This is a genomic window from Streptomyces sp. CT34, assembly GCF_000805335.1.
GTDB lineage: Bacteria > Actinomycetota > Actinomycetes > Streptomycetales > Streptomycetaceae > Streptomyces.
In genome coordinates this window covers 5,350,531-5,371,671 of the sequence record NZ_KN708638.1, presented here as the reverse complement: position 1 = coordinate 5,371,671, position 21,141 = coordinate 5,350,531, and the positions used below count along the sequence as shown (strand labels likewise).

Genomic DNA, 21,141 nt, shown 5'->3' with positions numbered 1-21,141 from the left:
CCGCCCGGATGACGGAAGCGCCCCGCCGGACCACGGTCCGGCGGGGCGCTTCAACGCGTCAGTGGCGGCTACCGCTTGGCGCGGGACGCCGCGCGACCGCGCTCCTTCTGGTCGAGGACGACCTTGCGGATGCGGACCGCCTCCGGGGTGACCTCGACGCACTCGTCGTCGCGGCAGAACTCCAGCGACTGCTCCAGGGAGAGCTTGCGCGGCGGGACGATCGACTCGGCCACATCGGCCGTGGACGACCGCATGTTGGTGAGCTTCTTCTCCTTGGTGATGTTGACGTCCATGTCGTCGGAGCGGGAGTTCTCGCCGACGATCATGCCCTCGTACACCTCGGTGCCCGGCTCCACGAAGAGCACACCGCGCTCCTGGAGGTTGGTCATCGCGAACGCGGTGACCACACCGGAGCGGTCGGCGACCAGCGAGCCGTTGTTACGGGTCTGGAGGTTGCCGAACCACGGCTCGTGGCCCTCGTGGATGGAGTGCGCGATGCCCGTACCGCGGGTGTTGGTCAGGAACTCCGTACGGAAGCCGATCAGCCCGCGGGAGGGGACGATGAACTCCATCCGGACCCAGCCGGAGCCGTGGTTGGACATGTTGTCCATCCGGCCCTTGCGGGTGCCCATGAGCTGGGTGACCGCGCCCATGTGCTCCTCGGGCACGTCGATGGTGATGCGCTCGATCGGCTCGTAGGTCTTGCCGTCGACGTCCTTGGTGACGACCTGCGGCTTGCCGATGGTCAGCTCGAAGCCTTCCCGGCGCATGGTCTCGACGAGGATCGCCAGCGCCAGCTCACCGCGGCCCTGCACCTCCCACGCGTCGGGGCGCTCGGTGTCCAGCACGCGCAGCGAGACGTTACCGATCAGCTCGCGGTCCAGGCGGTCCTTGACCTGGCGGGCGGTGACCTTGCGGTCCTTGACCGCGGCCTTGGCGTCCGCGCCCTTGCCGGAGCCGCCGCGGCCGACCAGCGGCGAGGTGTTGGTACCGATGACCATGGAGATCGCCGGCTCGTCGACCGTGATCAGCGGCAGCGCGACCGGGTTCTCCGGGTCGGCCAGGGTCTCGCCGATCATGATGTCCGGGATACCGGCGACCGCGCAGATGTCACCCGGGCCGGCCTTCTCGGCGGGCTTGCGGGTCAGCGCCTCGGTCATCATCAGCTCGCTGATGCGGACGTTCTGCACCGAGCCGTCGCGCTTGATCCAGGCGACGGTCTGGCCCTTCTGGAGCTCGCCCTGCTCGACGCGGAGCAGCGCGATACGGCCGAGGAAGTTGTCCGCGTCCAGGTTGGTGACATGCGCCTGGAGCGGAGCCTGGTCCTCGTACGTGGGGGCCGGGATGTGCTCCAGGATCGTGGAGAAGAACGGCTCCAGGCTGGTGGAGTCGGCCGGCACGGTGCCGTCGTCCGGCTTGGTCAGCGAGGCGATGCCGTCGCGACCGCAGGCGTAGACGATCGGGAACTCGATCTGGTCCTCGTCGGCGTCCAGGTCGAGGAAGAGGTCGTAGGTCTCGTTGACGACCTCGTCGATCCGGGAGTCCGGGCGGTCGGTCTTGTTGATGCACAGGATGACCGGCATCCGGGCGGCGAGGGCCTTGCGCAGCACGAAGCGGGTCTGCGGCAGCGGGCCCTCGGAGGCGTCCACGAGGAGGACGACGCCGTCGACCATCGACAGACCGCGCTCGACCTCGCCGCCGAAGTCGGCGTGGCCGGGGGTGTCGATGATGTTGATCGTGATGGGATCCCCGCCGTCCTTCGGGTGATACTTCACCGCGGTGTTCTTGGCGAGGATCGTGATGCCCTTCTCACGCTCCAGGTCGTTCGAGTCCATGACGCGGTCGTCGACGGAGTCGAGCTGGTGCGCGGCGAAGGCACCGGCCTGCTTGAGCATGGCGTCGACGATGGTCGTCTTGCCGTGGTCGACGTGGGCGACGATGGCGACGTTACGGATGTCGTGACGTGTTGCGGACACGGCCATATTGCGGCGCTTCTCCCGGAATCGTGGATGGCGGCGCGTACGGTCCGGTACGCGCGCCCGCCGGGCATAACGACGCCACGGCCTATCCCATGGTACGGGGCTGCGGCGGAAAGGGCCGCCCCAGCCCGTGCACAGCACCTCTGACCTGCGGTTTCTTACCGATTATGAGCTCTGGTGGGGCCTTTACTTCCGGTAGCCGATGTCCTGGAAGCGGGGGGCGGCGAAGCCGAACGCGCCGATGTTGGCGAGCGACTTCCTGGTGGCCACCAGCTCCGGCCGCTGGTACAGCGGAATCGATCCGGCGGCGGCCCAGATCCGGGCGTCCGCCTGCTGGACCAGGGTGCGCGCGGCGTCCGCGTCCAGCTCGGAGGCGGCCTGGTCGAAGAGCTGGTCGATGTGGTCGGTGCCGACCCGGGTGTAGTTCTGCTCGACGGTCAACGAGCCGTCCGGCGCCGGCTGCGGTTTGGCGAAGATCGGCCGGGCGTCGGTCGCCGGGAAGGCGGTGCCGGGCCAGGAGTAGAGCGCCAGGTCGTAGTCGCCGGAGGCGATGTGGTCCTGGAAGTAGCCGACGTCCGGGACCCGCTGGATCGAGGTCCGCACGCCGATCTTGTCGAGCATCCCGGCGATCCGCCGGCCCACCGTGCGCAGCTGCTCGGACCCGGCCCCGTCGGGCAGCACGAAGCGCAGCGCGAGCGGCTTGCCGTCCTTGCGCAGCACCGGCGCCCGGCCCGGCCGGCCCGCTGCCGCCGCCTCCGGGGACCGCTCGGCGCGCATCTGCCGGGCCGCCAGGTGGCCGGCGGAGCCCGGCAGGTTCGGCGCCTGCCCGGTCTCGATCAGCTCGGCGGCGCCCAGCGCCTGCGCGGCCCGCTTCTTGTACCGCCGGTACTTGGCGTACGCCGCGGAGCCGGTGTCCCCGGCCGCCGCCGCCTTCTCCTCGGCCGCCCCCGCCTTGTAGAACGTGGCGCTCTGCCGCAGCAGCGCGGCCTGCTGGACCTCGGAGCCGACCGCCCCGGCGAAGGACAGCGGGGCGTCGGCGGGGGCCGGGCGGGTGCCCTCCTCCTGGTCACCGTGCGCGGCATCGGCGCCGTGGTGGCGGGCGCGGCCGGCCTGCGCCGGGTTGCGGCCGTCCGACCGGGCGTCGCCGGACTGGTCGGCGGAGGTCCCGTCGCCGGGCCGGTCCACCCCGGACTCCTTCCGGTAACCCGCGTCGCCCGCGTCCTCCGCCACGTCCGGCGGCACCGCCCGTCCGGCGCCGGCCTTCTCCCCCGGCTCCTGCGGCGCGCTGCCGCCCGCCGGCTTCCAGCCGGCGTCGGCGAGCAGCTTGCGGGCCGCCGCCGGATCCGGGTCGCCGAGCGCGTCGCTGTGGTCCTCGTAGCCCTGCTGCCCGGCCATCAGCAGATGGCTGCCGAGCGGCCGGGACGGCAGGTCCAGCGGCTTGAGGACGGTGTCGGCGAGCGCCTGCCGGTCGATGGCGCGGGCCACCGCGCGGCGCACCCGGTCGTCGGAGAGCGGTCCGGCGCCGCCGTTGAGGGCGAGCTGGGTGTAGGCGGGTTCCAGGGCCTTGCGGACGGTGAAGCCGCGCAGCCCGGCGGAGTTCTCCGGCGCCGCGGCCTTGGCGTCGGCGGCCTGCGCGTCACCGCTCCCGCCGGCCGCGGTGACCCGCCGGGCGCCGGCCGGGTCGAGGGCGGCGACGTCGACGGTCCCGGCGGACAGCGCCGCGACCCGCTTGTCGCGGGGCAGCGCCGCGAGCACCAGCCGGTCCAGCCTGGCCGGGTCGCCCCACCACTTCGGGTTCCGTACGAGCGTGACGGTGCGGCGGTCGGCGTCCCGCTTCTGGACGCTGAACGGGCCTGCGCCGATGGCGAGTTGGCTCCGCGACTTGTCGTTGAAGGCGTGCGGGCTGCCCATCACGCTCTTCGGGTAGAGCGGGGTGAAGAGCGACTGCCAGTCGGCGTACGGGCGGGCGAAGGTGACCTTGACCTGGTGCGGCCCGGCGCCCGCCTCGACCTTGGCGATCCGGTCGTACCCGGCGTTGCGGGCGGTCCAGTACGCGTTGTCCCTGCCGCGCAGCGCGTTCCACTGGGCGATGAAGTCGGCGGCCTCGATCGGCCGCCCGTCGCTCCACCGCGCCTTGGGGTTGAGCCGGTAGGTGACGACCTGTCGGGGCTCGCGGGCGGTGACGTCCGCGGCGTCGAGATAGTCGGCGTTGCGCTGCGGCCGGCCGTTGGCGTCGACGGTGAACAGGCTGGGCAGGACGGCGCCGGTGATGCGGGCGGTGGTGGCGTCGGCGTCGCTCTGGAAGGCGTTGAAGGTGCCGGGCACCGCGTCGACCGCCCAGCGCACGGTGCCGCCGTCCTTCAGCGTCCCGCGCGGGGCCGGCGCGATGTCCCGGGACTCGGCGACGGACGCCGTGGTGTCCTTCTCGCTGCATCCGGCCAGCACCGGCACCGGCAGCAGCACGCCCGCCGCGATGAGCGCGGCACAGCGGCGCCGCCGGCACGCCGCACGGCCTGAGCTGACGTGGTCGGTCATGACTGTTACCTCCGGGCTCGCGCGCGCCGCACCGAGCCGCAGCGACACGTCCGGCCGACTTTGCGGCTCATCACATCTATGGGCCCCTACTGAAGGTGAACGACACGCCCACCGGTGCCCGACACGGCGGCCACCGCCGGCAAGGCCACCCGCCCGGCCCAATACGGGCTCCGCCAGGTGCCGGAAGGGGGCGCGTACCGCGCATCGCCCGCACCGCCGCATCAGCGCGCTCGTACGGGAGTTCGGCACGCAATACGGCGCGTGTTCGCCGAAACGCACCGGTTCGAGTCGTAGTCGCGCCAGACCCCTTCCCAAGCCCTACTGTGACGCGCGACACTCGCGGGCGCATGAGATCGCCCACCACACCGGCAAAAGTGAGGGCACGTTATGTCCCTTCAGGACGACCTGACGGCGGTTGAACGCAGCCTGGACGGACTCGTCCAGGCGGTCGGAAAGCTGGAGACGCGGATCGGCGGCGGGCTGGACATCCGCCGGGTGCGCAGCGACACGGACCATCTGCGCGAGAGCCTGTCGCTGCTGCGGCAGGGCATGGCCGCAAGACCCCCGGGCCGTCCCGGCAGGACCGAGGACGAGATGGTGCCGGTCTCCGACACCCCCTACAACTCCGCGCTGTGGAAGGACGCCGAGGACGAGGGCCTGGGCGCCAAGGACCGGCACGCGCCGTGAGGACGGAGACCGAGTTGGCCACTGGCATCGAACCACCGCCGCAAACGGACGCGATCGGCGTACGCGAATCCTCCCGCGCCGCCATCCCCGCCCGCCACCTGCGTACCGACCGCTGGTGGCTGGCACCGGCCGGCACCACCGCCGGACTGCTCGCGTTCGTCGTCTACTCGACCTGGCGGGCCTTCGCGAACGCCGACTACTACCACGCCCCGTACGTCTCGCCGTTCTACTCGCCGTGCCTGGCGCAGAACTGCCACACCATGCGCGGCGGCCCCAACTGGGACGTCTTCGGCGGCTGGTGGGGCCTGTCCCCGGCGCTGTTGATCCTGATCTTCCCGCTGGGCTTCCGGCTGACCTGCTACTACTACCGCAAGGCGTACTACCGCGGGTTCTGGGCCTCGCCGCCGGCCTGCGCGGTCGCCGAGCCGCACGCCAAGTACACCGGTGAGACCCGCTTCCCGCTGATCCTCCAGAACATCCACCGCTACTTCTTCTACTTCGCGGTACTGGTCGCCGGCGTGCTCACCTACGACACCGCGCTGACCTTCCGCGACGACCACTACCGCTGGGGCCACATGGGCCTGGGCTCGCTGGTCTTCCTCGCCAACATCGTGCTGATCTGGGCGTACACCCTGTCCTGCCACTCCTGCCGGCACATCGTCGGCGGCCGGCTGCGGCACTTCTCCAAGCACCCGGTGCGCTACCGGCTGTGGGGCTGGGTCAGCAGGCTCAACGAGCGCCACATGCTGCTCGCCTGGGCCTCGCTGATCAGCGTGGCGGTGGCGGACTTCTATGTCTTCCTGCTGGCCAGCGGAGCGTTCGAGGATCCGCGCTTCTTCTGACGGCAGGGCTCTGCGGACATCTGCGGACAACGGAAAACAACTCCAAGGAACCCCAAGGAAAGGTGTGCCCGCTGATGGCGCATGTGGACCGGCAGACCTGGGACGTGGTCGTGGTGGGCGCGGGCGGCGCCGGGCTGCGCGCCGCCATCGAGGCCCGCGAGGCCGGGATGCGGACGGCGGTGATCTGCAAGTCCCTGTTCGGCAAGGCCCATACGGTGATGGCCGAGGGCGGGATCGCGGCCAGCATGGGAAACGCCAACGAGAACGACAACTGGCAGGTGCACTTCCGGGACACCATGCGCGGCGGCAAGTTCCTCAACCACTGGCGGATGGCCGAGCTGCACGCCCGTGAAGCCCCTGACCGGGTATGGGAGTTGGAGACCTGGGGCGCGCTCTTCGACCGCACGGCGGACGGCCGGATCTCGCAGCGCAACTTCGGCGGCCACGAGTACCCGCGGCTGGCGCACGTCGGCGACCGCACCGGCCTGGAGCTGATCCGCACCCTCCAGCAGAAGATCGTCTCGCTCCAGCAGGAGGACGAGCGCGCCTCCGGCTCGTACGACGCCGGGCTGAAGGTCTTCCAGGAGTGCACCGTCACCCGGGTCCTGAAAGAGTCGAACAGCGGCTCCGGCAGGGTCTCCGGCGTCTTCTGCTACCAGCGGGAGTCCGGCCGCTTCTTCGTCCTGGAGGCGCCGGCGGTGGTGCTCGCCACCGGCGGCATCGGCAAGTCCTTCAAGGTGACCTCGAACTCCTGGGAGTACACCGGCGACGGGCACGCGCTGGCGCTGCTGGCCGGCGCCCCGCTGATCAACATGGAGTTCGTGCAGTTCCATCCCACCGGGATGGTCTGGCCGCCGTCCGTCAAGGGCATCCTCGTCACCGAGTCCGTCCGCGGGGACGGCGGCGTGCTGCGCAACAGCGACGGCAAGCGCTTCATGTTCGACTACATCCCGGACGTCTTCAAGGAGAAGTACGCGCAGACCGAGGCCGAGGGCGACCGCTGGTACGAGGACCCGGACCACAACCGCCGGCCGCCCGAACTGCTGCCCCGGGACGAGGTGGCCCGCGCCATCAACGCCGAGGTCAAGGCGGGCCGCGGCTCCCCGCACGGCGGGGTCTTCCTGGACGTGTCGACGCGCATGCCGGCCGAGGTGATCAAGCGCCGGCTGCCGTCCATGCACCACCAGTTCAAGGAGCTGGCGGACGTGGACATCACCGCCGAGCCGATGGAGGTCGGCCCGACCTGCCACTACGTGATGGGCGGAGTGGAGGTGGACCCGGACACCGCGGCGGCGACCGGCGTGCCGGGGCTGTTCGCGGCCGGCGAGGTGGCCGGCGGGATGCACGGCTCCAACCGGCTGGGCGGCAACTCGCTCTCCGACCTGCTGGTCTTCGGCCGCCGGGCCGGGCTCTACGCGGCCGAGTACGCGGCGGCGCTGCACGAGCGGCCGGAGGCCGACCCGCGGGACGTCGACGCCGCCGAGGCGGAGGCGCTGCGCCCCTTCAGCGCCGAGGGCGGCGGGCAGCAGGCCGACCGCGGCCCGGCGGAGAACCCGTACACCGTGCACCAGGAGCTCCAGCAGTCGATGAACGACCTGGTCGGCATCATCCGTCGGGAGAGCGAGATGGCCGAGGCGCTGGAGCGGCTGGCCGAACTGCGGGTACGCGCCCGGCGGGCCGGCGTCGAGGGGCACCGGCAGTACAACCCGGGCTGGCACCTGGCCATCGACCTGCGGAACATGCTGCTGGTCAGCGAGTGCGTGGCGCGGGCGGCCCTGGAACGTACCGAGAGCCGCGGCGGGCACACCCGGGACGACCATCCCGAGATGGACCGGCGCTGGCGCAACGTCAACCTGGTCTGCGAACTCGCCGACACCCGGGCCGAGTCGGGAGCGGCGGACCCGGCCCTCGGACAGATCAGGCTCGCCCGCCGGGAGACCCCGCCGATCCGCCGCGATCTCCTCGAACTCTTCGACAAGGACGAGCTGGTGAAGTATCTGACGGACGAGGAGCTGAGCCGGTGAGCGAGCGGCAGGCGAACCAGCGGGCCGGCGCGTACCCGGCGCACTTCCGGGTGTGGCGCGGCGACGCGGACGGCGGCGGGCTGACGGACTTCGAGGTGGAGGTGCACGAGGGCGAGGTGGTGCTGGACATCATCCACCGCCTCCAGGCGACCCAGGCGCCCGATCTCGCGGTCCGCTGGAACTGCAAGGCGGGCAAGTGCGGTTCGTGCAGCGCGGAGATCAACGGGCGCCCGCGGCTGATGTGCATGACCAGGATGTCGGTCTTCTCCCGTACGGAGACCGTGACCGTCACCCCGATGCGGACCTTTCCGGTCCTGCGCGACCTGGTCACCGACGTGTCGTTCAACTACACCAAGGCGCGGGAGATCCCGTCGTTCGTCCCGCCGGCGGACCTGGGCCCCGGCGAGTACCGCATGCAGCAGGAGGACGTGAACCGGTCGCAGGAGTTCCGCAAGTGCATCGAGTGCTTCCTGTGCCAGAACACCTGCCATGTCGTGCGCGACCACGAGGAGAACAAGACCGCCTTCGCCGGGCCTCGCTTCCTGATGCGGGTCGCCGAGCTCGACATGCACCCGCTGGACGCGGCGCCGGCGGCCGGGCTGGACCGCAAGAGCACCGCGCAGGACGAGCACGGGCTGGGCTACTGCAACATCACCAAGTGCTGCACCGAGGTCTGCCCGGAGAACATCAAGATCACCGACAATGCGCTGATCCCGCTGAAGGAGCGGACCGCCGACCGCAAGTACGACCCTCTGGTGTGGCTCGGGAACAAGATCCGCCGCCGGACGGAATGACCGACGGGCACCCAAGTGCCCCCGGATGCCTTATTTCTGATGTCGCGTCACATGACCGGAAACGTTCTCACCACGGGTTCGAACAGGCGCGGTATAAAAACGAAATGAATCTTCCGGAAATGAGCCGGCGCCGGGTGCTGGCCGGCCTCGGCACCGTCCCCCTGGCCGCCGCGGCCGGCTTCCCCGACCTCGACCGGGCCCCCTCCGCGAGACCGGCGGCGGCCCCGGGACGCAGCCGGACCACCCTGCTGCGCGGCGCCGACCTGGTGCTCACCATGGACCCGAAGGTGGGCACCGGCCCCCTCGGCCGGCTGGACAACGATGTCGACCTCCTGCTGCGGGACGGCGTCATCGCGGCCGTCGGCCGGGGGCTCGGCGCCCCGGACGGCGCCCGCGTCCTGGACGTCCGCGGCAAGATCGTCCTGCCGGGCTTCGTCGATCTGCACAACCACCTGTGGCAGTCCAGCATCCGCGGCGGCTGCTCCGGCGAGGACCTCAACGGCTGGCTGTCCGACTGCAACCGCGTCGCCCTGCCGAGGATCGACCCCCAGGACATGTACCGGTTCGTGCACCTGGCCGCCCTCGACGCCCTCCAGGCCGGCGTCACCACGGTCGTCGACTGGGTGCACCCGATCCCGTACGACACCAGCGAGCGCTACATACGGGCGCTGGACGACGCCGGGCTGCGCTTCGTCTACGCCGCGACGCAGCGCGCCGCCGACATCCACCTCATCCCCAGGATCAAGAAGGACTTCCTGGACCGGCTGCCGCTGGCCTCCGTCCAGGTGTCGGCGCACGCCGGGATGTCGCAGCTGACCGACCTGCGGGCGCTGCACGAACTCGCCCGCGAGCTCGGCGTGATGCTCAACTCGCACGTCCTGGAGCACCGCGACGACCGCAGGGACGACCCGATCCGCGCGCTCCGCGAGATCGGCGCCTTCGGTCCGGACCTGCTGATGAACCACGCGATCCACCTCACCGACGCGGAGATCGCACTGACCGGCGAGCACGACGTCCGGGTCGCCCACTGCCCGCTGAGCAACATGCGGCTGGCGTCCGGCATCTGCCCGCTGCCCGCGCTGCACGGACACGGGGTGCGGGCCGGGCTGGGCCACGACGGCGGGACCAACGACACCTCGGACATGTTCAACCTCATGAAGGCGGCGGTCGGCCTCCAGCGGGCCCGCCACGAGGACGCCGGGATCCACCCCACCATCCCTGCCGTGCTGCGGATGGCGACCCTGGGCGGCGCGGAGTGCATCGGCATGGCGGACCGGGTCGGGTCGCTGACACCGGGCAAGCGCGCCGATGTCGTCGTCCTCGACCCCGGCACGCTCAACTTCGCCCCGCGCTTCGACTGGACCGGCCAGATCGTCCTCAACGGCCAGCCGCCGAACGTCAGCGAGGTCTTCGTCGACGGCCATCTGCGCAAGCACCGCGGCGAGCTGGTCCACGTCGACGCCGAACACGTCGTCCACGAGGCGGAGTTGGCGGCGTCCCACATCCGCACCGCCTGATGCGCACCGCCTGATCGGCACTGCCTGACCGCCGCATGCCACGGGCCGGGTGGGTGCCTCGGGGCGGGCGCCGCAGGGCGGGCGCCTCGCGGAAAATCCCCAGGGAAGGTCCCTAGGGAAGATCCCCAACAGAAACCGCCCGCCGGAGCCTCCCTGCGGAAGATCCCGTACGGAAAGTCCCCTACGGGACGGATGGGCCCCCTGTGTCCAAGGGTAGAGGCGCACCCGTCCACGGCGGAACCCCGCTCGGAACGGGCCCCGCCCGGGACGGGCCCTGCCCGATCGCGACCGACCAGATCGCAACCGACCAGATCGCAACCGGCCCGATCGCGACCGGCCCCGCTCAGAACAGGCTCAGCAGTGCCTCCGCCGGGTCCACCGGTGCCGACTCCCCGTCCGGCAGGGCCAGTTCGAACCATACGGTCTTGCCGCGCGGGGTACGGCGGCTGCCCCAGCGCTCGCTCAGCAGGCCCACCAGCTGGAGGCCGCGACCGCCCTCGTCGGTGTCCCGGGCCCGGCGGCGGCGTGGCTGGGCGAGATCCGCGTCCCACACCTCGCAGACCAGGGTGCGGTCCAGCAGCAGCCGCAGCCGGATCTCGCCGTGGCCGTGCCGCAGTGCGTTGGTCACCAGCTCGCTGACCAGCAGCTCCGTGGTGTCGACCAGGGCGTGCAGCCCCCAGTCCGTGAGCTGGTCGCGGGCCAGCTCACGGGCCCGGGCCACCGAACGGGGCTCCGGCGCCAGGCTCCAGTCGCCCACCGCGTCCTTCGGCAGCCCGTGCACCCTGGCCATCAGCAGCGCGATGTCGTCCTCGCCGTGCTGGGTGTCCAGCGCGCTCAGCACGTGGTCGCAGACGTCCTCCAGCGGGCGGCCGGACTCCGAGAGCGCCATCCGGAACGCCCGCAGCCCCTCGTCCAGCGGGTGATCGCGGGACTCCACCAGGCCGTCCGTGTACAGCGCGAGCAGCGCGCCGTCCGGCACCTCGACCTCGATCTCCTCGAACGGCTCGCCGCCGACCCCGAGGGGCATCCCCGGCGGCACGTCCAGCAGCAGCGCGTCCTCGCCGTCCTCGACCAGTACGGGCGGCAGATGCCCGGCGTTGGCGATGGTGCAGGTCCGGGTGATCGGGTCGTAGACGGCGTAGACGCAGGTGGCGAGGTAGACCTCGGAGAGGTCGGCGGCACCCGCCGGGCGGCCGGTACCGCTCCCGCCGAGCGCGGCGCCCGGGCGGCTGCGGGCGGCCGTCGTGGAGCGCCCGTCGCCGCTGCCGCCGAGCCCCCGGGCGATCTCGTCCAGCGCCCCCAGCACTTCGGCCGGCTCCAGGTCCAGCAGCGCCAGCGTCCGTACGGCGGTGCGGAGTTCGCCCATGGCGACGGCGGCGCGCAGCCCCCGCCCCATCACGTCGCCGACGACCAGCGCGGTGCGGTGGCCGGGGAGTTCGATGACGTCGAACCAGTCGCCGCCGACCTCGGTGGCGGTGGTGCCGGGCAGGTAGCGGCAGGCGATGTCCAGGCCGGCCGCCTCCGGGTCGCCGGGCGGCAGCAGGCTGCGCTGGAGGATCAGCGCGCGTTCGTGCTCGCGGCGGTAGAGGCGGGCGTTGTCGATGCAGACCGCGGCGCGCGCGGCCAGTTCGACGGCGAGCGCCGTGTCGCGCTCGCCGAACGGCTCGCTGCCCTTCGTACGGGAGAACTGCACCAGCCCGACGATGGTGTCCCGGGCGACCATCGGGACGGCGAGGGTGGAGTGCACCACGGCGCCCAGCTCCGGGCCGTCGTCGCTCTCCCGGCCGGGGATGATCTGTGCCTGGGCGGTCCGCAGGGCGCCCGCACAGGGCGAGTTGAAGGGGTAGCGGTGGACCGCGCCGACGGCGACCGGTCCGGGCCCGTCCTCGGGGACGCAGCAGGTGGTGGAGGCGAGCGGGGCATCGGACACCGCGCTGGCGAAGGCGACCCGGCGCAGCTCCGCGCTGCCGTCGCTCATCCCGGGCGGCGCCTCGTCTCCGGACAGCAGCCCCTGGTAGAGGTCCACCGACGCCAGGTCGCAGAACTGCGGGACGGCGACGTCCAGCAGGGTGCGGGCGGTGGTCTCCAGGTCGAGCGAGTTGCCTATCCGGGCGCCGGCTTCGTTGAGCAGTGCGAGGTTGCGGCGGGCGTTGGCGGCCTCGCGTTCGGCCCGGCGGCGGCCGGTGACGTCGGAGGCGAGCGCGGCGACGCCGATGGGGCGGCCGCTGGCGCCGTGCAGCCGGTAGAGCGACACCGACCAGCGGCGGCGGTCCTCCTCGCCCGGCACCACGCCCACCAGTTGCATCTCGGCGACCGGCTCCCCGGTGGCGAGGACGCGGCGCAGCGCGGCGGTCATCCGCTCGGCCTCGGGGCGCGGCAGGAAGTCGTGCGGGGTGCAGCCGCGGTACCTGGCGGCCGGGCCGCCGAAGACGGTGGCGAAGCGCTCGTTGACCCGCAGCAGCTTCAGGTCCGTGCCGAACAGGGTGAAGCCCATGGGGGATTGACCGAATACCGCCTGCGAGGCGGCCAGGTCGGTCTCGATGCCGCGCAGTGCCCGTACGTCGACGACCAGGCAGACCGCGCCGCGCTCCCCGTGCTCGTTCTCGGCGGGCATCACATAGATCTCGGCGAGCCCGTCGGCGCCCCCGTCGCCGTCGGCGTCCCGGCGGTAGGGGACCAGGCCGGTCCACTCCCGCCCGTCGAGGATCTCGGACACCTTGCGGTGCCCGGTCTCGTGCAACTCACCCGGCACGAAGGCCGCTACGGGGTCCTTGCCGATGGCGTACCGGGCGGGGATGCCCAGCATCCGCGCGGCCCGCTCGCTCCACTGGTCGATGCGCCCGTCGGGGCCCAGCGAGAAGGAGGCGACTCTGATGTAGTCGTAGATCGATCCGGGCCGGCTGCTCTGCCACACGGGCGGGCCCTGCGGCTCCCGCGCACGGCGACGGCCGCCTGGGTCACCCGGGCCGTCCGCACCACCCCGACCATCGGTCTGCGCGGGTACCGCCCCGCCAGAAGACTTCTCGCTCACGAGCCCCGTCCCCTCCAGCTCATCGTGCCCGGACCGGACCTGCCGAGTATTCCAGCACCTCGGCTATCCGGAACACGGTCTTCACGATCACAGCACAGTCTCGATCGCAGCCCATCTACAAGATGTCGATGAAATGGCAACGATCAGGACTCCTCCTGACTCCTAACCAGCCACCGACAGCTCGAACCACACTGTCTTGCCGGTCTTTCCCCGCCGGGTCCCCCAGCGCCGGGAACTGCACGCCACCAGCTGGAGACCGCGTCCCCCCTCGTCGTCCGGGGTGGTGGTGCGCTCGCGCGGCGGGTCGGGGAGCGGATCGGAGACCTCGACGAGCAGCCCCCCGGCGCCGAGCAGCACCATCCGTACGCCGATGGGCCCGCTGGCGTAGCGCAGGGAGTTGGTGACGAGTTCGCTGACCAGCAGCACCGCGACATCGGCGGCGCCGTTCAGCCCCCAGTCGTCGAGCACCTGACGGACCATGGTGCGGGCGGTGCGGACCGCGCCGGGGTCGGCCGGGAAGCTCCATTCGGCGCTGGGTGCGCCGGTAACCCTGCCGCGCCTGCGCTCATCGCCGCGCTTGCGGTCATCGACGGAGACGGGCTCCGGGGCCTCTGCCGCTGCGCCGTCGCTCACGCCGATCACTTCCCAGACTGAGGGTTCCCCTGGGGCATCACGCGCACCGAAAGGTTTCAATCAGGACATACCCGGTATCGAACCCCAAATATCGCCTGCACTCCCGCACTGTTGCACAAATGGAACATCTGACGGCGATACGGCTCCGTGGCGCACACCCGGCGCGCGGGCGGCCACCGAAGCCTCCCCGGGCGGCGGCCCCGCCCGCGCACACCGAGGGCACCGGCGGGGCGCGCCCGGGCCCGTCAGACGACGACCCGCGGCCCCTGAAGCGGCCCCTGGGCCCTGTCGTCGAACTCCCGTCGTCCGCCCGAAGGGCGGGCCGGGCGGCGTCCGGAGCGTGCGCTCGGCGTGCCGGGCGACGGCGGGCAGGCGGGAGTTCGACGACAGGCCCTAGAGCCGCGCGCCGGGAATCCCCGTCGCGGCCCGCGCCGCCAGCCGCCGCATCGCCTCGGCGACGGCCGGGCGGTCCTGGTCCAGCCAGTCGACCTGCTGCTCCTCACCGGGCAGCAGCCAGCGCAGCTCGTCATGATCCTCCAGCGGACGCGGCTTTCCGGACACCAGCCGGGCCGTCCACACCTGGAGCACATAGCCGGGCCGCAGCACCCACTCGCCCGGGATCCGCTCCTCGGCCGCGGTCTCCACACCCAGCTCCTCGCGCAGTTCCCGCACCAGCGCCTGCTCGGGTGACTCGCCGTCCTCCACCTTGCCGCCGGGCAGCTCCCAGCGGCCGGCCAGCGCGGGCGGCGCGCTGCGCCGGGCGGCCAGCAGCCGCCCTCGCGCGCACACCGCTGCGCCCACCACTACGCGCACCGTCGTCATGCGCGGCAGCCTACGTCCCCCGCTCGCGTCCCGCTTCCCGCTCCGCCCCCCTCACGCCGTCCCGCGGCCCACCCGCTCGACCACGTAGAGCTGGCGGCTGCCGCGGATGTCGAGGCGGTCCGCCACCCGCTCCGCCTCCGCTCGGGTGGCATAGCGGCCGACGCGATAGCGGTTGCCGCCTTCGTCCTGGCGGATGACGAGCCAGGGCAGCACAGCCCCGTTGTCAGTCATTGCGCCCCTCCGTCCGCCCGACAGCGCGCCGTGACGCGCCCCTCCTGTGCTGATGCCGAAATCGCAATCCGCATATGCCCGAGCCTACGCCCGACCTTTACGCACCGGATATGGATTTACACAAAGAGATACCGAACCGGCCACCCGCGGGCCCTGGATCGCCAAGAGCCGCCTGCGAGTGGCCGGTTCTGCCCGTTTCCCGGGCACGGAAGAACAGCGCTCAGGCTCCGGCCGGGGTCTTCACCTCCGGGGTAGCGGCGGCCTCGACCGCGCCCATCTCGGCCTCGACCTGCACCAGCGAGGGGTTGCGCCAGGCGCTGCGCACGCCCCAGAAGTAGAAGGCCAGGCCGACCAGCGCGACCAGGACCACGTCCCAGCCCTCCGGCAGGTAGCCCTTGCCGCCGAACTCCTTGCCGCCCATGTACGAGATGGCGGCCATGACGAGCAGGTACGTCACCATCCAGGCGCCCGCCTTGAGGTGCGGCATCAGCTGGGCCCACGGCTTGCGACCCTGGGTCAGCGGCTTGCCGATCTCGTACCAGGCCCAGACGGGCAGGCCGACGGCCATGATCAGGATCACCTTGCCGGTGAGCGGCCAGCGGCCCCAGTACAGCACCAGCGAACCGAAGATCATCGCGATCGGCGCGATCACCGGCATGATCCGCAGCCGCACCGGGCGCTTGAGGTCCGGCGAGATCCGGCGCAGCGACATCACCGCGACCGGCCCGGTGATGTACGAGATGACCGTGGCGACCGAGACGATCTCGGCCAGCGAGCCCCAGCCGCGGAACACCGCGAGGAACAGGAACGCGATCACGAGGTTGAGCAGCAGCGCCGGCCGCGGCACACCGGTCTTCTTGTCCACCTTGCCGAAGACGCCGGGCAGATGGCCGTTCTCCTGCACGCCGTGGATCATGCGCGAGGTGGTGGCGGCGTAGATCATGCCCGTACCGGACGGCGAGATGAACGCGTCCGCGTACAGCAACATCGCGAGCCAGTTCAGGCCCCAGGCCACCGCGAGGTCGGCGAGCGGGGAGTTGTAGCCGAGCGAGGCCCAGCCGTTGGCGGCGAGGTGGTCGCCGGGCACACCCATCAGGAACGCGACCTGGAGGGCCACGTAGATGACCAGGGCGATCAGGATCGACGAGATCACGGCCTTGGGCAGTGACCTGCCCGGGTTGCGGGCCTCCCCGGCCATGTTCAGCGGTGACTGGAAACCGTTGTACGCCCAGACGATGCCGGAGACGGCGACCGCGGTGAAGACCGAGCTCCAGCCGTTGGGGGTGAACCCGCCGTGGTGGGTGATGTTGCCGGTGTCGAAGTGCGCCAGCATCAGCGCGCTCGCGGTCAGCACCGGGACGACGACCTTGAAGACCGTGATCGCGGTGTTGGTCTTGGCGAACAGCGTGATCGCGAACCAGTTGAGGAAGAAGTAGAAGATCAGCAGGATGCTGGCCAGCCCGACGCCGGTGCCGGTCAGCTCCTTGCCGTCGTACAGCGCCTTCGCCCAGCCGAAGCCCCAGCTGCTCATGTACTGGACGGAGGCGGTGGCCTCACCCGGGATCACCGAGACGATGGCGATCCAGTTCGCCCAGGCCGCGAGGTACCCGGCCAGCGAGCCGTGCGAGTACTGGCCGTAGCGGACCATGCCGCCGGCCTTCGGGAACATCGAGCCGAGTTCGGTGTACGTGAGCGCGATGGTGAGCGCGACGACGGCGCCGATGACCCAGGCCAGGATGGCGGCCGGTCCGGCGATGGCAGCGGCCCGCGCGGCCCCGAAGAGCCAACCGGAACCGATGATCGACCCGAGACCAGTGGCGGTCAGGGCAATGGTCCCGAGGGACCGACGGTAATGCGAGTGCGAGCCCTGCTCCGCACTCGTTGTCTTCGTCGTGCTCACGTGCTGGTCTCCTGGTCTTCCCCCGTGCCGTGCACAAACTTCGCCATCGTATGAGCGAATCCGTAGATCCGGTTCCCACACCGACCAAAAAATCCCGCCCAGTTGAGCCTCTGTGAGGTTTCCAACACCGGTAAACGGACGACACGAGTGTGCAAATCGCCATAAAAGGGACACCGAACTCGGCCGAAAATCGCGGTCAGCGGACCTTCGATTCCAGTACCGGGCGTCTACTTGGCGAACACGGCTCCGCGAACGACGAAAACGACGGACTCGCCCGGCGAACGCGGGGAGCCCACCGGGGACAGGCGGGCCACTTCACCGGCCCCCTGCTCCGTCTGCTCCGTCTGCCCCCTCTACTTCGCCGGTCACTTCACCGGCAGGTGGTACGCCACCCGATGGCGCGCCGCGAGCGTGATCACATCGGCCGTCTCGACCGGCCGGCCACCCGCGAAGTACGTCCGCGAGATCACCAGCACCGCATGCCCCGGCACACCGCCCAGCGCCATCGCCTCCTCCGCCAGCCCCGGCCGCGCCCCGACCTCCTCGATGACGTTGTCCACCACCACGTCGATCGCGGCCATCCGCTCGACCACCCCGCGCCCGGCCAGCGGGCCCTCCTCGGGCAGCATCACCGGCGTCCGCCCGGTCACGGCCAGCGGCTCCCAGGAGGTGGAGAGCATCGACGGCTCGCCCTCCGCGCGGAACACATAGCGCGTCCGCATCACCCTGGCGCCCACCGGGATCCGCAGCCGCGCCGCCACCACCGAACTGGCCGCCTCCTGCTCGCTGTTGGACTCCCAGGTGCCGCGCACCCGCTCGTCCGTCTGCTCCTGGCGGAACGGCGTGCAGCCCCCGGAGTGGTAGCCGGCGCGCGCGATACGGCGCGGCACCGGCTGCTCGCGCACATACGTCCCCGACCCCGAGCGGCCCTCCACCAGCCCCTCGGCCATCAGGACCTTGCGCGCCTCCAGCGCGACGGTGTCCGAGACTCCGTACTCCTCTCGGATACGGGCCTGGGAAGGGAGACGGGTGTGCGGGGCCAGCACCCCGTTGACGATCTTCTGACGCAGGTCACCGGCGACGCGGAGGTACGCAGGCTGCTCACCGAAAGGCACAGGCCCCTCCCAACAGCTTGACAGTCAGCAACAGCGTGACAACCGCGCGTTGCCAACCGCAAGCCAAAGCCAGACATTCACCCAAAGTAATGACCCCCAGCTCAGCCCCTCCAGGAGCACACCCGCCGGCCCGGAAACGTCCGCGCCGGCACGACCCCGGGCAGCGCCCGGCGGGCGGCTGCGCGGCGACGATCTCGTGGCCTGAGCCTCGCCGCATCGCTACGGTCGAGCCATGACCGCGCTGCCCGACCGGATGCGCCCGCCGCGCGCGGAGGGCTGGTTCGCGGAGGACCTGGACCGCCTCCCCGAGGCACCCCGCCACACCGAGCTGATCGACGGAGCCCTCGTCTTCTTGATGTGGCCCCAGCGGTCCTGGCACGGCCGCCTCGTCACCGGCCTGACCACCGCGCTCATGGCCGAAGCGCCCGCCGGTTTCGAAATCGAGCGGGAGATGACGATCCGCCTCGACGCGCGCAACCGCCCGGAACCGGACCTCCTGGTGACGACCGCCCCCTATGACCCCGACCGCACCTGGTACACCCCGGAGGAGGTCCAGCTCGTCGTCGAGGTCGTCTCCCCCGAGTCCGCCCACCGCGACCGCACGGTCAAGCTCCGCAAGTACGCCGAGGCCGGGATCCCGCACTACTGGTGCGCCGAAGACGAGGCCGGACTGCCCGTCGTCCACGTCTACGAGCTGGACCGGCCCACCGGTGCCTATGCTCCCGCCGGCATCTTCCGCGGCACCTTCCGGCGCACGGTGCCCTTCGAGGTCGGCCTGGACCTGGACGGGCTCCTCCCGCCCCGGCGCGCATGAGGGGCCGGCGGCACCGGTTCGGCGCAACACGACGGAAGGGGCCGGACGCGGCCTTGGGTTCCGGTGGTCGTCGTAGCGTCCGATCCAGCCGTACCCAGTAGTCGGCGATCGCCGCCGTCGCGCGGCTCACGGAGCGCCATCCGACGGCAGCGGCGTGCCGGGCAGGTGGACCTCCCTGGCGTCGTCCGGCTCACAGTCTGTGCTCGTCCATCAAGCGCATCAGGTTCCGCTTGCGTTTCTGGGCGGTACGCAGGGCGCTGACGTACTCGGTGAACCGGTCCGGCGATCCCAGGCGGCGGTGACAGTCCCGGATGCTCAGCAGCAGGCTGACGAGTTGCTCGTAGACCGCGTTGCCGGTCTGTTCGGTCAGCGGCTCCGCCAGGCGCAGATAGACACCGAGCGCGTCTGCGGGGCGGGTGGCACGGGCCTGGTCGGCGAGGGCGAGCCACTGCCGGTCATGGGCGCCGGTCCCGGTGGCGGCCTGCCAGGCGGCGTCGACGTCCTTGTCGTCGAGCAGGGCGTCGACAAGGACGGCACCGCCGTACCAGCCCTGCTGCCGCTGCCCCGCATCGGCGCGCAGCACCGCCAGCGCGCCCTCGCGCTCGGCCGGCCAGCAGTCCGCGGCCCGGGCGGCGGCACGCAGCTGCTGGTACGCGAGCAGGGTGCGGCGGGCGCCGAAGTGGTCGCGGCGCAGAGCGACGGCGTCGGCAAGCCGGTCCGCCTGCGCGTAGCGGTCGCAGAGGTGGTCGACGAGGGCGGTGTCGACGGCAGCGAGGTCCCGAGCCTCCCGGACGCCGCGTTCCGCCCAGCCCAGGGCCTCGTCGGGGCGCCGGGCGGTGTCCAGCTCGCGAGCGATGACCAGGTGCGTGTGACCGTTCGGTGCGAGATCGCCGGCATGCACCGCGATCACCGCGTCGACGTCGCCTCCCCCCTTGGCCAGACGCTCCATCAGGTACTTCTCCGCCCAGCCGCGGCGGTTGCCCTGCCACGCCTCGACCGCCAGCTTCCGCAGGACGGCCATCCCCTCTCCCCCGAGAACGTCCTCGTAGTCGAGCGGATCGATATCGGTGAGGCCGTCGTCCACCTCGCCGAGCGCATGGCCGACCAGCCAGCGCGCCAGCTCCCCCGGGTCGGGGCGCGCCGCACGACACGCGTCGAGATGGACGTCGGCGAGACCGGCACCCACCTGCCCGAGCCACCCGTCGGAGTCGTCGACGCACTCCACCGCCCGGGCCAGCAGCTCCATCGCCTCCCCCGCCAGGACGACCGCGTCGGCTGCCCGTCCGGAGCCGGTGAGCGCGCCGATCGCCGACACCGCCTGCCCGGCCTGGTCCGCGTAGGCGCGGGCATCGGCGTACTCGACGTACCCGTACTGTGCGAACGGGCCGATGTCCAGCAGTTCACGGATACGGGCCCGGACCGAGGTGATATCCCCACGGGCGCTCGCGGCCCGCAGCTCCAGGCGGCGCCGCAACTGCCGGTCCTCACCGATCAGTTCCCGCACCAGAGCGAGCAACTCGTCCTTGGACCGGGCGGACAACCATCCGTCGAGGTCCTGCGCCCGCTCCCGCGCCGCCTTCCGCTGCCGCGGCAGGCTCTCCGGTCGGGCGAGCACGGTCAGGCCGACGGCGACCAGGTGCTTGCAGAAGTTGCCCTCAAGGCCGTACGGGCAGTCGCACTCCCCGGACAGCCCACCGGGCCCCTCCAGGGCGAGCTCCACCTCGTACCGTTCCGTGCCGTGGACGCTCGCGGTGACCCACCCGTCACCGACCTCGACCCCGGACACCGCATCCAGGTATCCGCGCCCGCGCTCGAAGGAACGGGCACCGGCCAGCATCTTGAGATTCGCCTCGGTGAGGCCGCGCATGGTGTCTTTCACCGTGCTCCTGATTCTGTCCGTTACGACCACTGGCTTATGACTACCAGTCCCCCGATCCGGCGGCCCAAGGGAGAGTCGCCGCAGCGCTGCAACCCGTACCGCGCGCAGCGCGCCGGGCAGGACCGGGCCGGGCTGGTCTGTCCACGGAAGACCGCAGACGCCTCTCCACCTTCTACCCTTCTACCTGACCCCGCAGCGTCCTGACGCCCACCGGAGAAGCGAAGCTCGCTGAAGTCGGGCCACGGAGACGGGTGCCGGCATGCTCGTGAGGCCGCCGGCGGACGCCGGCACCGTCAACACCACACGCACCACGCCGCTGATCAGTGGAGGACACTGCC

Annotated in this window: 15 protein-coding genes; 6 read left to right on the top strand and 9 right to left on the bottom strand. The window is 71.5% G+C overall.

Annotated elements, in window-relative coordinates; all coding sequences use genetic code 11:
- Positions 1-68: 68 nt before the first annotated feature.
- Both typA and RZ84_RS23505 read right to left on the bottom strand, forming a co-directional pair.
- A complete protein-coding gene (typA, locus tag RZ84_RS23510) occupies positions 69-1,982 on the bottom strand; it encodes a translational GTPase TypA (RefSeq protein WP_043265944.1) in 1,914 nt (637 codons plus the stop codon).
- Positions 1,983-2,165: 183 nt separating this feature from the next.
- The gene (locus RZ84_RS23505; RefSeq protein ID WP_043265943.1) at positions 2,166-4,514 is read right to left on the bottom strand and encodes an ABC transporter family substrate-binding protein; all 2,349 of its coding nucleotides are present in this window, start codon (positions 4,512-4,514) and stop codon (positions 2,166-2,168) included.
- Between the two features lie 387 nt (positions 4,515-4,901).
- Here RZ84_RS23505 and RZ84_RS23500 point away from each other — a divergent pair, with 387 nt between their 5' ends.
- The 5 genes from RZ84_RS23500 to RZ84_RS23480 all read left to right on the top strand — a co-directional run bounded on the left by RZ84_RS23500 (position 4,902) and on the right by RZ84_RS23480 (position 10,378).
- Positions 4,902-5,201 (top strand): hypothetical protein, encoded by a 300-nt coding sequence (locus RZ84_RS23500; protein ID WP_043265942.1) that lies wholly within the window; start codon positions 4,902-4,904, stop codon positions 5,199-5,201.
- Between the two features lie 14 nt (positions 5,202-5,215).
- A complete protein-coding gene (locus tag RZ84_RS23495) occupies positions 5,216-6,043 on the top strand; it encodes a hypothetical protein (protein WP_043270665.1) in 828 nt (275 codons plus the stop codon).
- Between the two features lie 74 nt (positions 6,044-6,117).
- A complete protein-coding gene (locus RZ84_RS23490) occupies positions 6,118-8,067 on the top strand; it encodes a fumarate reductase/succinate dehydrogenase flavoprotein subunit (RefSeq protein WP_043265941.1) in 1,950 nt (649 codons plus the stop codon).
- Positions 8,064-8,861, top strand: a complete 798-nt coding sequence (locus tag RZ84_RS23485) for a succinate dehydrogenase/fumarate reductase iron-sulfur subunit (protein ID WP_043265940.1) — start codon at positions 8,064-8,066, stop codon at positions 8,859-8,861. Before RZ84_RS23490 ends, RZ84_RS23485 begins: the two co-directional genes overlap by 4 nt.
- Positions 8,862-8,965: 104 nt before the next feature.
- Positions 8,966-10,378, top strand: coding sequence for an amidohydrolase family protein (locus RZ84_RS23480; RefSeq protein WP_043265939.1), 1,413 nt, complete (start codon positions 8,966-8,968; stop codon positions 10,376-10,378).
- Between the two features lie 343 nt (positions 10,379-10,721).
- Here RZ84_RS23480 and RZ84_RS23475 read toward each other — a convergent pair whose 3' ends face one another.
- The 6 genes from RZ84_RS23475 to RZ84_RS23450 form a co-directional block, all read right to left on the bottom strand.
- Complete coding sequence (locus RZ84_RS23475) at positions 10,722-13,292, bottom strand: SpoIIE family protein phosphatase (RefSeq protein ID WP_043265938.1); 2,571 nt, start codon at positions 13,290-13,292, stop codon at positions 10,722-10,724.
- A gap of 279 nt (positions 13,293-13,571) precedes the next feature.
- Positions 13,572-14,051 carry an ATP-binding protein gene (locus RZ84_RS23470; protein WP_043265937.1) on the bottom strand — a complete coding sequence of 160 codons (480 nt, stop codon included), beginning with the start codon at positions 14,049-14,051 and terminating at the stop codon, positions 13,572-13,574.
- 384 nt (positions 14,052-14,435) lie between these two features.
- Complete coding sequence (locus tag RZ84_RS23465; RefSeq protein ID WP_198540039.1) at positions 14,436-14,864, bottom strand: (deoxy)nucleoside triphosphate pyrophosphohydrolase; 429 nt, start codon at positions 14,862-14,864, stop codon at positions 14,436-14,438.
- Between the two features lie 51 nt (positions 14,865-14,915).
- Positions 14,916-15,095: an SPOR domain-containing protein gene (locus RZ84_RS23460; protein ID WP_043265935.1), complete on the bottom strand. Its 180-nt coding sequence runs from the start codon at positions 15,093-15,095 to the stop codon at positions 14,916-14,918.
- Positions 15,096-15,315: 220 nt separating this feature from the next.
- On the bottom strand, positions 15,316-16,995 hold the full coding sequence (locus RZ84_RS23455) for an APC family permease (protein ID WP_043265934.1): 1,680 nt from the start codon (positions 16,993-16,995) through the stop codon (positions 15,316-15,318).
- A gap of 365 nt (positions 16,996-17,360) precedes the next feature.
- The gene (locus tag RZ84_RS23450) at positions 17,361-18,110 is read right to left on the bottom strand and encodes a GntR family transcriptional regulator (protein WP_043265933.1); all 750 of its coding nucleotides are present in this window, start codon (positions 18,108-18,110) and stop codon (positions 17,361-17,363) included.
- Positions 18,111-18,342: 232 nt separating this feature from the next.
- On the opposite strand from RZ84_RS23450, the gene RZ84_RS23445 reads away from it, so the two are divergent.
- Positions 18,343-18,924, top strand: coding sequence for a Uma2 family endonuclease (locus RZ84_RS23445; protein WP_043265932.1), 582 nt, complete (start codon positions 18,343-18,345; stop codon positions 18,922-18,924).
- 190 nt (positions 18,925-19,114) lie between these two features.
- Here RZ84_RS23445 and RZ84_RS23440 read toward each other — a convergent pair whose 3' ends face one another.
- Entirely contained in the window at positions 19,115-20,791 is a 1,677-nt protein-coding gene (locus RZ84_RS23440; RefSeq protein WP_043265931.1) for an SWIM zinc finger family protein, read from the bottom strand.
- Positions 20,792-21,141 lie beyond the last annotated feature (350 nt).